Source organism: Bradyrhizobium sp. JR3.5 (assembly GCF_054057015.1).
This window is the reverse complement of sequence record NZ_JBSRYV010000002.1, coordinates 4,004,098-4,020,000: the sequence shown is the minus strand read 5'-3', so window position 1 is coordinate 4,020,000 and position 15,903 is coordinate 4,004,098. Positions and strand designations below refer to the sequence as shown.

Genomic DNA, 15,903 nt, shown 5'->3' with positions numbered 1-15,903 from the left:
TCTAAGCCAACCTCCTGGTTGTTTTGGGATTTCCACATCCTTTCCCACTTAGCCACGAATTAGGGGCCTTAGCTGTAGGTCCGGGTTGTTTCCCTCTCCACGACGGACGTTAGCACCCGCCGTGTGACTCCCGGATAGTACTCTCAGGTATTCGGAGTTTGGTTGGGTTTGGTAAGACGGTAAGTCCCCCTAGCCCATCCAGTGCTCTACCCCCTGAGGTATTCATCCGAGGCGATACCTAAATATCTTTCGCGGAGAACCAGCTATTTCCCAGTTTGATTGGCCTTTCACCCCTAACCACAAGTCATCGGAGTCTTTTTCAACAGACACCCGTTCGGTCCTCCAGTGAGTGTTACCTCACCTTCAACCTGCTCATGGCTAGATCACTAGGTTTCGGGTCTAATACAACGAACTTGACGCCCTATTCAGACTCGCTTTCGCTGCGCCTTCGCCTATCGGCTTAAGCTTGCTCGTTAAATTAAGTCGCTGGCCCATAATACAAAAGGTACGACGTCACCCAGAACGTATCTTGGGCTCCGTCTGTTTGTAGGTGTCCGGTTTCAGGTCTATTTCACTCCCCTCGTCGGGGTGCTTTTCACCTTTCCCTCACGGTACTGGTTCACTATCGGTCGCTGAGGAGTACTTAGGCTTGGAGGGTGGTCCCCCCGTGTTCAGACAGGATTACACGTGTCCCGCCTTACTCGTGGATACATCATCGCATTACTCGTACGGGGCTATCACCCTCTGAGGCCCTGCTTTCCTGACAGGTTCCGATTGTCTTTGATGTATCACTGGCCTGGTCCGCGTTCGCTCGCCACTACTAACGGAGTCTCGATTGATGTCCTTTCCTCCAGGTACTTAGATGTTTCAGTTCCCTGGGTTTGCTTAAAACCTCCTATTTTATTCGGAAGTCTCATACCTTCTCTTGATAACCGGAAATCCAAAACCTCGCGGTCTGATTTCTTCCATTTCTGGTCGAACCCCAAAACACAAGGTCTTGGAGTTCCGGCTATCGAAGGTGGGTTTCCCCATTCGGAAATCCGTGGATCAAAGCTTCTTCGCAGCTCCCCACGGCTTATCGCAGCGTAGCACGTCCTTCATCGCCTCTCAGCGCCAAGGCATCCACCGAACACCCTTAAGGCACTTGATTGCTCTCATTATCAATGTCCACACACTCGGCAGAATGTTGTCTGCACAACTGCCACTTAAGGCGCGCATCCTCGATGAATGCGATTGCGCAGCCGGACATTGACTAGAAAGACCAGCTTGCTTCGTAAGATCGGCCCGATAGCGAGGCGGTCAAGCTTCGCTAAAAAGATCGTTTTACAACTCGCTCATCTCACTCATCTTGCGATGAGCTGCGATGCGCGAGCGCCGAAAACGATCTGGAGATTATGAATGGTACCCGCGAATTGCTTCGCAGATCCAAACTCGGATCGATCTCCTCTTTACGATGTCAGAAAACACGCACGTCACCGTCCATCCGGACCAATGAGTGCGAAGTGATGTTTCGCGGACGATTTGAACAGAGCTTCTTGCACAAGGTGCACTGTCGAGCTTCAATTCCATCTGGTGGAGCCAGACGGGATCGAACCGACGACCTCATGCTTGCAAAGCACGCGCTCTCCCAGCTGAGCTATGGCCCCGTACCAGAAGACGAATGCTCCGCACTCGATCAAAATGGTGGGCCTGGGAAGACTTGAACTTCCGACCTCACGCTTATCAAGCGCGCGCTCTAACCAACTGAGCTACAAGCCCCTAACACGAGGGACATGCCGGCGCGCACACGACTTGTCGTCGATGCATCGCACAGCGCTCAGCCCTGGCGCGTGTTCGTCCGCGAAGAAAGAGAAACGAAGACGGCGAAATCCCGCCAATGGAGCTCAACAATCCTGAAACTGTTGGCCCCTGAATGTTTCTAAAACGGTTCGATAGTGAGCGTGAGCTCGCTGAAGAACCATCCTTAGAAAGGAGGTGATCCAGCCGCAGGTTCCCCTACGGCTACCTTGTTACGACTTCACCCCAGTCGCTGACCCTACCGTGGCCGGCTGCCTCCCTTGCGGGTTAGCGCACCGTCTTCAGGTAAAACCAACTCCCATGGTGTGACGGGCGGTGTGTACAAGGCCCGGGAACGTATTCACCGTGGCGTGCTGATCCACGATTACTAGCGATTCCAACTTCATGGGCTCGAGTTGCAGAGCCCAATCCGAACTGAGACGGCTTTTTGAGATTTGCGAAGGGTCGCCCCTTAGCATCCCATTGTCACCGCCATTGTAGCACGTGTGTAGCCCAGCCCGTAAGGGCCATGAGGACTTGACGTCATCCCCACCTTCCTCGCGGCTTATCACCGGCAGTCTCCTTAGAGTGCTCAACTAAATGGTAGCAACTAAGGACGGGGGTTGCGCTCGTTGCGGGACTTAACCCAACATCTCACGACACGAGCTGACGACAGCCATGCAGCACCTGTCTCCGGTCCAGCCGAACTGAAGAACTCCGTCTCTGGAGTCCGCGACCGGGATGTCAAGGGCTGGTAAGGTTCTGCGCGTTGCGTCGAATTAAACCACATGCTCCACCGCTTGTGCGGGCCCCCGTCAATTCCTTTGAGTTTTAATCTTTGCGACCGTACTCCCCAGGCGGAATGCTTAAAGCGTTAGCTGCGCCACTAGTGAGTAAACCCACTAACGGCTGGCATTCATCGTTTACGGCGTGGACTACCAGGGTATCTAATCCTGTTTGCTCCCCACGCTTTCGTGCCTCAGCGTCAGTATCGGGCCAGTGAGCCGCCTTCGCCACTGGTGTTCTTGCGAATATCTACGAATTTCACCTCTACACTCGCAGTTCCACTCACCTCTCCCGAACTCAAGATCTTCAGTATCAAAGGCAGTTCTGGAGTTGAGCTCCAGGATTTCACCCCTGACTTAAAGACCCGCCTACGCACCCTTTACGCCCAGTGATTCCGAGCAACGCTAGCCCCCTTCGTATTACCGCGGCTGCTGGCACGAAGTTAGCCGGGGCTTATTCTTGCGGTACCGTCATTATCTTCCCGCACAAAAGAGCTTTACAACCCTAGGGCCTTCATCACTCACGCGGCATGGCTGGATCAGGCTTGCGCCCATTGTCCAATATTCCCCACTGCTGCCTCCCGTAGGAGTTTGGGCCGTGTCTCAGTCCCAATGTGGCTGATCATCCTCTCAGACCAGCTACTGATCGTCGCCTTGGTGAGCCATTACCTCACCAACTAGCTAATCAGACGCGGGCCGATCTTTCGGCGATAAATCTTTCCCCGTAAGGGCTTATCCGGTATTAGCACAAGTTTCCCTGTGTTGTTCCGAACCAAAAGGTACGTTCCCACGCGTTACTCACCCGTCTGCCGCTGACATATTGCTATGCCCGCTCGACTTGCATGTGTTAAGCCTGCCGCCAGCGTTCGCTCTGAGCCAGGATCAAACTCTCAAGTTGGACTTGAACTTTGAACCGGCTGATCACAACGTTTGACGAGGTCCCACCATTCTTCGCCGACCGAAGTCTGCGAGCTGCCTACGATTCACATCGCTGGCAACGATGGTGTAACCTTTAAACGTGTACCGCCGAAGTCTTCCGTCCACCCTCAGAAAGTCAAAAGCCGAAGCTTTCAAGTATTCCGAGAGACGCAAGGACTCCGCCGTCCACGTTTCTCTTTCTTCATCTTCACTTGTCAAACAGCCCGGGATCCGATGACCCCACACCCTTAGAGGGTGGTTCTACCCTTCAGCGACGAACAGTGAACCTCAACCGATTTATGTCGGCTGCTGTGTCACTCATCGAAGTGAGGAGCATCAGTGGCGCGTTCGCTCGCCTTGGTCAGTGACCCGGCGGCGCCGCGCTCAGTGGTTGGTTTATAGTCCCCACCCCTCGGGATTGTCAACGACCATTGTCAACAAATCGTCGCACGCTCAAATCGCGTGTGCAGTGCGAAAAAATTCTCGCATTTTCCATAGCTTAAGCCAGAGGTAAAAATTCGAAACCCAACGCGCGTGGCAAGAAACTTCAAAAAAAGTTTGTCGCCGAAGGGCTCGTGAGGCCCTCCGGAACGGGTTCCCCGGCGCTCCCAGACCGGGCGGCGGCGTCGACCGGCCTCAGGAAGATTTTCCATCTCAAATGCCGCACTTGAGCCACAATCCTGCGACGTTCTGGCTATAAGACATGCATTGAACCGCTCGTAACCTGTGGGGGCACGGGTGGTTTTTCTGAGGGACCAGGCGATTTTCTCCAAGAACCCGTCGTCTCTTCCCTACGCGGCCGAGCAACATCGAGAGATCTGCACACCTTTGACGTTCGAGAGTGCGGCTAGCTAATGGCCATCGTCTTCTCGATTTCGATGCGTGTGGCTCGCCACACTGCCGAGATTCCCCTTCAGGGGATCGAGGTGGGGACAAGGACGAGCAGAGGTCGATCGCAGTTGCTGGAATTTGGGGGGATATCGGGTTGAGCCAACGGGCGTCACGCGGAAGCGGCATTGGGCGCGAGACCGGGATGATCGATCTCGGTCACGAACCGCCGCTTTCAGTCGACGGCACCGAGGCTGCGGTGATCGATCGCCGCCGTGTCTCCGTACAATGGTTCAGCGGCACCATTCTGACTGGATTATGTGGCGCGGCCCTGATCGGCGGCGCCGTTTTTGCGTCGCTCGATGGCGAGATGACCTTCGCCAAGGTGCCGGAGCGCGTCGAAGGCGCGCTGCGCGGCGCCTTCACCGGCAATGATCGCGTCGTCAGCCTGCACAAGGGCGACCGCCTGCCGCCGCCGAGCGAATCCTCCGCCTCCCGCAGCCTGGTGCGCGTGTCGACCGTGACCCGCGTCGGCAATCGCGACGTGATGCGGGTGCGGCCCTTCATCCGGATTTCCGGCAATCTCTCGATGACCACAAGCGATCTGTCGTCCAAGATTCCGGCGTTCAACGCGCAGCGTCTGTTGACCGATGTCGGCTCCGACACGCCGGCGGCGGCCGAGGATCCGAATGCGGCCGACGCCGCCGAGCCCGACGCCGAGGTCTCTTTCGTCACCAAGGATCTCGGATCCGTGCTGCCGAAAGCCAAGCTCGCCGCCGTTGTCGCACTCGACGACGTGCTGATGCGGGTCCGCGACGCCGCCAATTGGCGCGGCTCCGGCGGTTCGGTGCGCTACGCGTCACTCGCCAATGCCGCGGCCGATGCCACCGGCGCCGGCCCCGATATCAGGATGGCTTACGCCACCGAGGGCAACACCTCCGACCCCTATGCAGGCTTCGAGACCCGCGTGGTGCCGGAGAACGTCACCCTGCTGCCGAAGACCAAGGAGCAGGTCACCGGCGGCAATCCGGTCGGTGAACGGGTTCACCTCGTCAAGAAGGGCGACAGCATCACCTCGATCCTGCGCGATCAGGGCGCAACGCCCGACGAGGCGAAGGCGATTGCCGCAACGCTCGGCCCGCGCGGTCGCGACGGCGGGCTGAAGGAAGGCCAGAAGGTGCGGATCCTGATGGCGCCGTCAGCACCGGGCGCCCGGCTGCAACCCTATCGGGTGGTCGTCGCCAACGACTCCGTCGTCGAAGCCGTCGCCGCACTGTCCGATATCGGCAAATACGTTGCTGTCGACGTGCAGAGCATGAACACCACGACCGATACCGCCGACAATTCCAGCGACGATGACGAGGATGATGGCAGCGGCGTGCGGCTCTATCAGAGCATTTACGAGACCGCGCTGCGCAACAAGGTGCCGCCGACCGTCATCGACGATATGGTCAAGATTTACTCCTATGACGTCGATTTCCAGCGCAAGGTCCAGCCCGGCGACTCGTTCGACGTGTTCTATGCCGGCGAGGACGAGGGCGTCACCAGCACCGAAAAGACCGAAGTGCTCTACGCCGCGCTGACCGTCGGCGGCGAAACCAAGAAATACTACCGCTTCCAGAGTTCCGACGACGGCGTCGTCGACTACTACGACGAGACCGGCAAGAGCGCGAAGAAGTTCCTGGTCCGCAAGCCGGTCAACAACGCGATCATGCGTTCAGGCTTTGGCGGCCGCCGCCATCCGATCCTCGGCTATGTGAAGATGCACACCGGCGTCGACTGGGCCACCGCCTACGGCACGCCGATCTTCGCCTCCGGCAACGGCATGCTCGAGAAGGTCGGGTACGAGGGCGGTTACGGCAAATATATCCGCATCAAGCACTCCAATGGCTACGAGACGGCCTACGGCCATATGTCGGCCTTCGCCAAGGGCATGGAGATCGGCAAGAAGGTACGGCAGGGCCAGGTGATCGGCTTTGTCGGCTCGACCGGCCAGTCGACCGGCCCGCACGTCCACTACGAAATCCTGGTCAACGGCCGATTCGTCGACCCTATGCGCGTGAAGCTGCCACGCGGCCGCTCACTCGAAGGCCCGATGCTGGCGGGCTTCGAGAAGGAGCGCGACCGGATCGAAGCCCAGATGTCCAGCCGCGGCAGTTCGCGCGTCGTCTCGGACGCCACGAGCTCCACGTCGCAGACGCGCTCCATTACCAACCGCTGATGATGCAAGAGCCGGCCTGTCCGGCCGCGCAGATTCCGGGAAACGCTGCAGGCGCAGATCAGAGGCGATGCCGTTTCCAGGCCGGTCACGCCGCCAATTTCAATAAATTTCGCGCCCCAGGATGGGAACCCGAACGGCGAGCATCCAGTTGATTCGGCAGTAAAACCTCCAATGGAGGGTGTCATGGAGAACTGGACGAACGCAAAGCTGTGCGACGTCGCAAACCTGATCCTCGGCGCGATTCTCTTCCTGTCGCCGTGGCTGTTCAAGTTCGACGCCGGCACGGTTTCCACCAACGCCCACATCGTCGGCCTCGTGATGGCGGTCCTTGCGATCGCCGCGCTCGCGGCATTCGCGGTCTGGGAGGAATGGCTGAACCTCATCGTCGGGCTTTGGGCACTGGTTTCGCCCTGGGTCCTCGGGTTCCAGGCAATGACCACCGCGACGACCGTGCACGTAGTGATCGGCATCGCCGTCGCAGTCCTTGCGGCGATCGAGCTCTGGGCGATGTCTCAGCATCCGCCTCGGCTCACAACACACAGCTGAGGCTCTGAAACGATGCGTCCCTACCCGCTGGCGCGGATCGCCGGCGGGCGGGGGTTTGGCCGTGCTCAACGAAGATATGTACAAGGATTTCCGCCATGACCGGGCTCACCCGCGACGATGTGCTGAAGGCCGTCGGCCACGCCGACGATGTCACCATCGCCAGGATCATCGCATCCGGCGCCACGATCACCGAACTTGCCGAAGCCCAAGCCTGGCTTGCCAATGACGAGCCGCTGATGAACGCCGGCAGGCCGCTGGCCACAGGCCGCACCCGCGAGCTGGTCGATATTCTGTCCGAACTCGAACCCGCCGATGACGACGAGCCCGGTCAGCTCAGTCCACCGATCGTTCCGCAGGACTAGCCTTGATTACGAAGCCCTCCCCGCGACCGCGGGGAGGGCTTTTGCATGTGCGTGTCAGTTCAGCTTGCGCTTCGAGACCGGGGCATCGAACTGCACGATCTCGGCGGTTTTGGGCACCTGACCGTTGAAGGTCAGCACATTGCCCTTCTCCGAAATCACCACGCGATCGCCGTCCTTGACCTCGCCGGCGAGGATCATCTCGGCCAGTGGATCCTGCACGCTGCGCTGGATCACCCGCTTCAGCGGGCGGGCACCGTATGCCGGATCCCAGCCCTTTTCCGCGAGCCAATCCCGCGCCTTCGCCTCGAGCGTGAGCTCGATCTTGCGATCCTCGAGCAGCTTGCGCAGCCGCGCGAACTGGATCTCGACGATGCGGCCCATCTCGCTCTTCTGCAGGCGGTGGAACAGGATGATCTCGTCGATGCGGTTCAGGAATTCCGGCCTGAAATGCGCCCGCACCACGCCCATCACCTGATCGCGAACCGCCGCAGTGTCCTCGCCTTCCGGCTGATTCACCAGGAATTCCGAACCGAGGTTCGAAGTCATGATGATCAGCGTGTTGCGGAAGTCGACGGTGCGGCCCTGACCATCGGTCAGGCGGCCGTCATCGAGCACCTGCAACAGCACGTTGAAGACGTCGGGATGCGCCTTCTCGATCTCGTCGAACAGCACGACCTGGTAGGGCCGGCGCCGCACGGCTTCGGTCAGTGCACCACCCTCGTCGTAGCCGACATAGCCGGGAGGCGCGCCGATCAGCCGCGAGACCGAGTGCTTCTCCATGAACTCGGACATGTCGAGGCGGACCATCGCGGTCTCGTCGTTGAACAGGTCAGCGGCGAGCGCCTTGGTCAGCTCGGTCTTGCCGACGCCGGTGGGCCCCAGGAACATGAACGAGCCGGTCGGCCGGTTCGGATCCTGCAGGCCTGCGCGGGCACGGCGCACCGCAGTTGCCACCGCGCGCACCGCTTCGGCCTGGCCGACGACGCGCTTGGCGAGTGCGTCCTCCATTTTCAGGAGCTTGTCCTTTTCGCCCTCGAGCATCTTGTCGACCGGCACGCCGGTCCAGCGCGAGACGACCTGCGCGATGTGGTTGGCGGTGACCGCCTCCTCCATCATCTCGCCGCCGTTCTGCTTGCCGCTCTCAGCTGCCTCGATGTCGGCAAGCTTCCTTTCCAGCTCGGGGATCCGGCCGTAAGCCAGTTCGCCCGCCTTCTGGAATTCGCCGCAACGCTGCGCATTGGCAAGCTCGACGCGGAGCGCATCGAGTTCGCTCTTCAGCTTCTGGGCATTGGAGAGCTTGTTCTTCTCCGCGCTCCAGCGCGCCGTCAGCGCCGCCGACCTCTCCTCGAGCCCGGCGAGCTCCTTCTCCAGGGTCTGCAAGCGGCTCTTCGAGCCGGCATCGTTCTCCTTCTTCAGCGCCTCCTGCTCGATCTTCAGCCGGATGATGTCGCGATCCAGCGAATCGAGCTCTTCAGGCTTGGAATCGACCTGCATCTTCAGCCGCGCCGCCGCCTCGTCCATCAGATCGATGGCCTTGTCGGGGAGGAAGCGGTCGGTGATGTAGCGATTCGAAAGCGTGGTCGCGGCCACCAACGCGGAGTCGGTGATGCGTACGCCGTGATGCTGCTCGTACTTGTCCTTCAGGCCGCGCAGGATCGAGATGGTGTCCTCGACCGTCGGCTCGCTCACATAGATCGGCTGGAACCGGCGGGCCAGCGCCGCATCCTTTTCGACATGCTTGCGGTACTCGTCGAGCGTGGTCGCACCGATACAGTGCAGCTCACCGCGCGCGAGCGCAGGCTTCAGGAGGTTGGACGCGTCCATCGCGCCGTCGGTCTTGCCGGCGCCGATCAGGGTATGCATCTCGTCGATGAACAGGATGATGCCGCCCTCGGCGGATGTCACCTCCTGCAGCACCGACTTGAGTCGTTCCTCGAACTCGCCGCGATACTTTGCGCCGGCGATCAAGGCGCCCATGTCGAGCGACAGCAGCTTCTTGTCCTTCAGGCTCTCCGGCACGTCGCCGTTGAGGATGCGCAGCGCCAGGCCCTCGACGATCGCGGTCTTGCCGACGCCGGGCTCACCGATCAGGACGGGATTGTTCTTGGTCCGCCGCGACAGCACCTGGATGGTGCGGCGGATCTCCTCGTCACGGCCGATCACCGGGTCGAGCTTGCCGTCGCGCGCAGCCTGGGTCAGGTCGCGGGCATATTTCTTCAGCGCGTCGTAAGCGTTCTCGGCGGTCGCGCTATCAGCGGTGCGGCCCTTGCGCAGCGCTTCGATCGCCGCATTCAGGTTCTGCGCCGTGACGCCGCCCTTGCTCAGGATGGAGGCCGCCTCGCTACCCTTCTCGAGCGTGAGCCCGAGCAGCAGCCGCTCCACCGTGACATAGCTGTCGCCGGTCTTGTCGGCGGCCTTTTCGGCCGCATCGAAGGCGCGCGCCAGCTCCGGCGACAGGTAGACCTGTCCCGCACCATTGCCCGAAACCTTCGGCAGCTTGTTCAGCGCCTCTTCGGTCGCTTTCAGGATCGCTCTGGAATTGCCACCTGCACGGTCGATCAGACCGCCGGCGAGCCCCTCATTGTCGTCCAGCAGCACCTTCAACAGATGCAAGGGCGAGAACTGCTGGTGACCGTCGCGCATTGCGAGCGACTGGGCAGACTGGATGAATCCGCGCGAGCGCTCGGTGTACTTCTCAATGTTCATTCGTTTTCCCTCGGCCTGCCATCGTCACCCATTCAGGCATGACAACGGCATCTTCATTGGGTTTCCGCGGGCCGCGTTGACCTTCCTCAACCAGCCTCTGGTCGTCGCCATCATTTTTCAGGCTTGCCGCAGATGTGGGCACTTGGTTCCGAAACGGAAGAGCCACGGTCTGCGATTTCACCCGATGGAGCTCAGCGCCGCACAATGGCGACAAGGTAGCGGCAGGGCTGAGCAGTTTCGTTACGGAAGACGATATCCGACGGCGGCCCGAGCTCGACGCGGTCTCCCGCAGCGAGCTCATGGCGCTCCGCCCCTTCCATCAAGGTGAGGCGGCCGCTGATGACCCAGACCACCTGACGGATCAGGTGATAGGCGCTGGCCGGGAAGCCGGCTTCCTGCCTGGCAGGCAGCTCGACTTCCACCAGCTCCAGCGGATTGGCCGGATGCAGGAACACCTGCCGCCGCAGATAGGCCGCCTTCGGATCGCGCCACACCGGCTGATCCTTGGCCCGCTGCAGGCGGGAAGTGTGTGAGGCAACCTCGAACAGCGCGGCCATGGTCAGGCCATAGGCCGTGGCAATCCGCGACAGCGTCGCCGCCGTCGGGCTGGCCTCCGCCCGCTCGATCTTGCTCAGCATGGCCTTGGACACGCCAGCCCGCCCGGCGAGTTCCGCCAGCGACCAGCCGCGGCCCTCCCGTTCAGCGCGAACTCGCCGCCCGAGAGCTTCATCGGCATTGTCTTCTATAATTGACATAATGTCTTATATAGTGGACGATGGGAGTTGTTCAAGAGGCCCGTCGAGGAACGACCATGATGATCCGCCCCGCCACCGAGCAGGACATTCCTGCGATCACCGCGATCTTCAACGAGGCGGTCGCCAACTCGAACGCGATCTGGACCGAGAAGCAGGATTCCGAGGCCGAACGGCTGGCCTGGATGAAGGCCCGGCTGGCACTGGGCTACCCGGTGCTGATCGCGGCCGAAGGGCCTGTGGTGCTTGGGTACGGCACGTTCGGCGATTTCCGCGCCTTCCCGGGTTACCGCTACAGCGTCGAGCACAGCGTCTATATCCATGCCGACCATCGCGGCCGCGGCCTTGGCCGCGTCATCGTCGACGAGCTCGTGGCGGCTGCCACCGCGCTCGGCAAGCACGTCATGATCGCCGGCATCGACGGCGGCAATCCCGCCTCGCTGCGGCTGCACGCGCAGGCCGGCTTTGTCGAGGTCGCGCGGATGCCGGAGGTCGGACGCAAGTTCGGCCGCTGGCTTGATCTCGTCTTCATGCAGCGCCTGCTGGATGCCGCAGGCGCGGCGCGGCCCGACTAGCTGCCTTCGCTTCGGCGGCGGTTCTCCTCGCGCGCCAAACAGGCTAGAGCGAGCGGATGGACACCACGCACACCTCCTCCGCCCGGATCACCGGCATCTACCGCTATCCCGTCAAGGGTCTGACGCCCGAGCCGCTGCCCCGCGTCGAGCTCAAGGTCGGCGAGACGCTCCGCTCGGATCGCCGCTACGCGATCGAGAACGGCCCGAGCGGTTTCGATCCGTCGGCGCCGAAGTGGCTGGCGAAGCCGCATTTCCTGATGCTGCAGCGGGACGAGTGGCTGGCGCCGCTGCGCGCCCATTTCGACGACGACAGCCACGTGCTGACCTTGCGCCGGGACGGCGCGATGGTGGCGCAGGGCGATCTCGAGACGGAGGCGGGGCGCGCGGCGATCGAGCGCTATTTCGCCGACCGTCATGCCGGCCAGATCAAGGGACCGCCGAAGGTGCTGGTGAGCGCCGGGCACAGTTTTTCCGACGTGCCGCGCAAGGTGGTCTCGATCATCAACCTGGCGAGCCTGCGGGCGATCGAGGACATGGTGCAGGCGCCGGTCCATCCGCTGCGCTTCCGCGCCAATCTCTATGTCGACGGCTGGCCGGCCTGGCATGAGGCCAGCCTGCTCGACCAGACCATTGCGATCGGCAGCGCGCGGGCCAAGGTGGTGAAGCGCATCACTCGCTGCGCCGCGGTCAATGTCGATCCCGATACCGGCGCGCGCGACCTCTCGGTCCCGAACACGCTGATGCAGCGCTTCGGCAACAATGAATGCGGCATCTACGCCGAGATCATCAGCGACGGCGGCGCGGCCGTCGGCGACACGATTGCCGCGGAACCGCACTAGCCCGTCTTATTCATCAGCGGCTTGTTGAGAGGCTGGCGAGCGTGGCGTAAGCCGCTGAGATGGCGTAGGATTCGGTTGCTGACACCCACCCTCCGCGCATCCGGGCCGCCACACTCGCCATGACCGACGATACGAGTCTGCCGTTCTCATTTCCAGCCGTTTCCCGCAAGAAGATCACAGCCTCGTTCGACGGCGGCAAGCTGACGTCGGATGGCGGCGTCATGCTTCTGGCCATGGCGGACCGGCGCCTCGGCTTGGCCGCGAAGTTGTCCTGCGTATTCCCCGAGCGGCGCGATCCGGGACGCATCGTGCACAGCCTTGCGGATATGATCCGCGCCCGCATCTTCGCCATCGCGTGTGGCTACGAGGATGGCAATGATCTCGATCGTTTACGCGGCGATCCGGCGTTCAAGCTGGCTTGCGGCCGACTGCCGGACACTGGCCGGGATCTGTGTTCGCAGCCGACCCTATCGCGCCTGGAGAATGCACCACACCTGCGCGAGGTGATCCGGCTGAGCTCTGTGCTGGTTGACCTATGGATGGACAGCTACGCGCGAGCGCCGAGCGCAATCACGCTCGACATCGACGACACGGTCGACGTGGTGCATGGCCGTCAGCAACTCTCGCTGTTCAACGCCCATTATGATGAACACTGCTTCCTGCCGATCCACGTCTACGACACCGAGCACAGCCGGCCTGTTGCGGTCATCCTGCGCCCCGGCAAGACGCCGAGCGGCCGCGAGGTGCGGGCACACCTGCGCCGCCTGGTTCGGCGCATTCGCCGGCGCTGGCCCGATACGCGTATCACCTTCCGCGGCGACAGCCATTACGCCGGCCCCGAGGCGATGACTTTTTGCGAGCAAAACGGCGTCGATTACATCTTCGCGCTAGCCGGCACGAAGCCGCTCGCCAGAAAGGTCGACGAGGTCTGTGATGCATTTCGAACCGAACGTGCGATCGAGAACAAGATCGTGGTTCGCGGCTACACCGAGACCCGCCACGCGGCCGGCTCCTGGCATCGTGAGCGCCGCGTCGTCGCCCGCATCGAGGCAACCCAACAAGGGCTCGACGTCCGCTACGTCGTCACCAGCCTGGATATCGGCTCGGCTGAGTGGATCTATGACAGCCTCTATTGCGCTCGCGGACAGGCCGAGAACCTGATCAAGCTGCACAAGACCCAGCTCGCCTCCGATCGCACCAGTTGCCGCTCGGCGCTCGCCAACCAGGTCCGCCTCGTCTTCCACACCGCCGCCTATTGGCTCATCCTCGCCGTGCGCGATGCCATCCCAAAGCCGCGCGATCTGGCAACGGCCGAGTTCAACACGATCAGGCTCAGGCTTCTCAAGATCGCAGCCCGCGTCATCGAGACCGCCACCCGCGTCCGTCTCGCCTTCGCTGCGGCGTGCCCCGACGCCGACCTGTTCCGCGGCTTGGCAAACGCTCTGGTCCCGCAAGCACCCTGACGCGCGGGGCATGAGCCCCCGGTCACCCCGCTGCCGTCCTCCAACGCGTTCACGAAGTCGGGTCGAAAAGCGGCGAAAAAGCCGAAGCGTTCGCGCGCGCCTTCACCCCGACCGGAAATGTTCCAGCTGCCCCGCCCGGCAATCATGAATAAGACGGGCTAGGTCACGCCCCAGGTTCCGTATTCCTTGAAGACGGCATAAACGTGCATCGCATTGCAATGTTCGGTTGCGTGCAATAGACTTCACTCGACATTTTGAATTTCAGCAAATTTGTCGAAATTGATTGCACGGGGTTGCCATGAGCATGATCATGGTTTCGTACCGGCGGGTCGATCAGGACACAGCGGGCCGCATCGCCGACCATCTGATCGAGAAGTACGGTGAGAAATCCGTCTTCTTCGACGTCAACAGCATTCGCACCGGCGCCAACTTCGTCGACCGGATCGCCAAGGCCATCGTCGCCTGCGACGTCGTCATCGCGGTGATCGGTCCGCATTGGATCGGCAAGACTGACGATGGGAAACCTGCGCGTCTGGAGGATCCCGCAGATTCCGTGCGCTTCGAGATCGAAACGGCGCTGAAGCACAACAAGACGCTGCTGCCGCTGCTGGTGAACGGCGCAACCATGCCGGAGGCCGCCGAGCTGCCGGAATCGCTTCGCTTCCTGCACTTCTGCAACGCCGCCCGGGTCGACTCGGGTCAGGATTTTCGCGTGCACATGACCCGCCTGATCGATACGATCAACGAGGTCCTGAGTGAGGCCGGGCGATCGCCGCTGCGTGAAGTTTCGCCGATCAAGCGCTACTGGAAGTACGGCGCAGGCCTCGCCGCCGCGGCATTGGCGCTGGCCGTCTGGACCGTCGGGCCCGCGTTCGAACATACCGTGGCGAAGTCAGGCGGACAGGACGATCAGACCACCGTCGGACGCGCGACGCCGCCCGCCGTTCCGGCCTCCGTCACGCAGCGCGCCAAGGCGCATGACGGCTTTCTCTTTCCTGATTCCGATCGACGATTTCTGAGTGAGGCCGATCTCAAGGACATGTCGGCGATCGAGCTGTGCATCGCACGAAACGAGATTTTCGCGCATGGCCGGTTCTTCAAGGATCAGGTGCTCGCGAACTACTTCTCGCAATTCGCCTGGTATCAACCCGCTGCGGTCGAAGTCCCCCTGAGCAACCTCGAGACGACCAACGTCGACACGATCGAGGCGAAGGAGCACGAGAAGTGAGGCCAGCCGGCAGTATCGGTTGATCTCGCACCGCGTATGGCCACCTTCCCCATTCTCAGGGGAGAGGTGGCCAGTCCCTGATCAATTCGTCGGCATCACATAGGCGTAGATCCGGCCGCGCGAGACCGGCACCTCGCGGACGCGGTGGCTGCTGTTGCCCGAGATCATGATCGGGTTGCCCTTGGCATCGACGCCGGTGATGATGCCGACATGACCGCCGCCGCGGCGGCCCATCACGGCGATGGCGCCGACCTGCGGCCCCGAAACGCGCGTGCCGTATTTGGCGAACGAGCTCGCCATGTCGGAGCCGGTGCCGCGATGGCCGGTCTGCTGCAGCACCATGTTCATGAAGCGCGCACACCACAGGCTGGAGCGGCCGGTCGGATTGCCGTCGAGATAGCGGCGCGCCGTGTCGACGATTCCGGAGGAGCCGAAGCCACCTGTCGCATTCATGGACGCGGCCTCAGCGCCGGGCATCACGGCCGCATTGGCCTCGCCGAAGCCGCTCGCCTGCATCTGGGCGCGACGCTCGGCGCGCGACAGCCGCGCTGTGTGACGGTGGTGGGAATAGTGCCGCGCGTGATGGCCGGCATGGGCCGAATGCGCGTGACGCGAATGATGCGGACGGGCGGACGCCGGAGCGGCGGAGATCACGGCGAGCGTGAGCGAACACAGAGCCAGCGCCAAAACTCGAAGCGACCGGCGATACGCAAGCAACTGAACCATACTTCACGAGATCCTCTGAAACGCCCCCCAACTCCCCGTCGCGTTCCCAAGGGAATGCGGCGGTGGTTTTGAAAATCGGGATGTGGCGCGAGGAAGACTTCATGCGGCGCAGGGAGAACGATTTCTGGGTCATTCCGCGCAAATTCCATGACGAAAATAGCCAGAACTGCCGCATTGC

10 protein-coding genes, 2 tRNA genes and 2 rRNA genes (1 of these 14 only partly in view) are annotated in these 15,903 nt (G+C 61.7%); 7 read left to right on the top strand and 7 right to left on the bottom strand.

Going from position 1 to position 15,903, the window contains the following annotated elements:
- From ACVWW1_RS36045 to ACVWW1_RS36030, 4 genes are all read right to left on the bottom strand, one after another.
- Nucleotides 1–1,150 (bottom strand): 23S ribosomal RNA (locus tag ACVWW1_RS36045) (it extends 1,696 nt beyond the left edge of the window).
- 420 nt (nucleotides 1,151–1,570) lie between these two features.
- Nucleotides 1,571–1,646, bottom strand: a tRNA-Ala gene (locus ACVWW1_RS36040).
- 35 nt (nucleotides 1,647–1,681) lie between these two features.
- A tRNA-Ile gene (locus tag ACVWW1_RS36035) sits at nucleotides 1,682–1,758 on the bottom strand.
- Between the two features lie 209 nt (nucleotides 1,759–1,967).
- A 16S ribosomal RNA gene (locus ACVWW1_RS36030) occupies nucleotides 1,968–3,459 on the bottom strand.
- Together the 16S and 23S rRNA genes with 2 tRNA genes alongside form the textbook arrangement of a ribosomal RNA operon.
- 1,005 nt (nucleotides 3,460–4,464) lie before the next feature.
- On the opposite strand from ACVWW1_RS36030, the gene ACVWW1_RS36025 reads away from it, so the two are divergent.
- The 3 genes from ACVWW1_RS36025 to ACVWW1_RS36015 all read left to right on the top strand — a co-directional run bounded on the left by ACVWW1_RS36025 (nucleotide 4,465) and on the right by ACVWW1_RS36015 (nucleotide 7,436).
- The gene (locus tag ACVWW1_RS36025) at nucleotides 4,465–6,528 is read left to right on the top strand and encodes a M23 family metallopeptidase (protein ID WP_456659163.1); all 2,064 of its coding nucleotides are present in this window, start codon (nucleotides 4,465–4,467) and stop codon (nucleotides 6,526–6,528) included.
- A 183-nt stretch (nucleotides 6,529–6,711) separates the two neighbouring features.
- Nucleotides 6,712–7,074: an SPW repeat protein gene (locus ACVWW1_RS36020; protein ID WP_207840399.1), complete on the top strand. Its 363-nt coding sequence runs from the start codon at nucleotides 6,712–6,714 to the stop codon at nucleotides 7,072–7,074.
- A gap of 95 nt (nucleotides 7,075–7,169) precedes the next feature.
- The gene (locus ACVWW1_RS36015) at nucleotides 7,170–7,436 is read left to right on the top strand and encodes a hypothetical protein (protein ID WP_456659162.1); all 267 of its coding nucleotides are present in this window, start codon (nucleotides 7,170–7,172) and stop codon (nucleotides 7,434–7,436) included.
- Between the two features lie 54 nt (nucleotides 7,437–7,490).
- On the opposite strand, the gene clpB is transcribed toward ACVWW1_RS36015, so the two are convergent.
- Nucleotides 7,491–10,142, bottom strand: coding sequence for an ATP-dependent chaperone ClpB (gene clpB / locus ACVWW1_RS36010; RefSeq protein ID WP_456659161.1), 2,652 nt, complete (start codon nucleotides 10,140–10,142; stop codon nucleotides 7,491–7,493).
- Nucleotides 10,143–10,333: 191 nt separating this feature from the next.
- Complete coding sequence (locus tag ACVWW1_RS36005) at nucleotides 10,334–10,897, bottom strand: helix-turn-helix domain-containing protein (protein ID WP_176533767.1); 564 nt, start codon at nucleotides 10,895–10,897, stop codon at nucleotides 10,334–10,336.
- Between the two features lie 56 nt (nucleotides 10,898–10,953).
- Between ACVWW1_RS36005 and ACVWW1_RS36000 the strand changes: the two genes are divergently transcribed.
- The 4 genes from ACVWW1_RS36000 to ACVWW1_RS35985 all read left to right on the top strand — a co-directional run bounded on the left by ACVWW1_RS36000 (nucleotide 10,954) and on the right by ACVWW1_RS35985 (nucleotide 14,999).
- Nucleotides 10,954–11,469, top strand: coding sequence for a GNAT family N-acetyltransferase (locus tag ACVWW1_RS36000; RefSeq protein ID WP_207833362.1), 516 nt, complete (start codon nucleotides 10,954–10,956; stop codon nucleotides 11,467–11,469).
- Nucleotides 11,470–11,525: 56 nt separating this feature from the next.
- Nucleotides 11,526–12,308, top strand: a complete 783-nt coding sequence (locus ACVWW1_RS35995; RefSeq protein WP_207833364.1) for an MOSC domain-containing protein — start codon at nucleotides 11,526–11,528, stop codon at nucleotides 12,306–12,308.
- A gap of 119 nt (nucleotides 12,309–12,427) precedes the next feature.
- Entirely contained in the window at nucleotides 12,428–13,771 is a 1,344-nt protein-coding gene (locus ACVWW1_RS35990; RefSeq protein WP_176528776.1) for an IS1380 family transposase, read from the top strand.
- Between the two features lie 298 nt (nucleotides 13,772–14,069).
- Complete coding sequence (locus ACVWW1_RS35985; protein WP_456659160.1) at nucleotides 14,070–14,999, top strand: TIR domain-containing protein; 930 nt, start codon at nucleotides 14,070–14,072, stop codon at nucleotides 14,997–14,999.
- An 81-nt stretch (nucleotides 15,000–15,080) separates the two neighbouring features.
- Here the strand turns inward: ACVWW1_RS35985 and ACVWW1_RS35980 are convergent, their stop codons facing one another.
- On the bottom strand, nucleotides 15,081–15,725 hold the full coding sequence (locus ACVWW1_RS35980; RefSeq protein ID WP_456659159.1) for a TIGR02594 family protein: 645 nt from the start codon (nucleotides 15,723–15,725) through the stop codon (nucleotides 15,081–15,083).
- Between the last annotated feature and the right edge of the window lie 178 nt (nucleotides 15,726–15,903).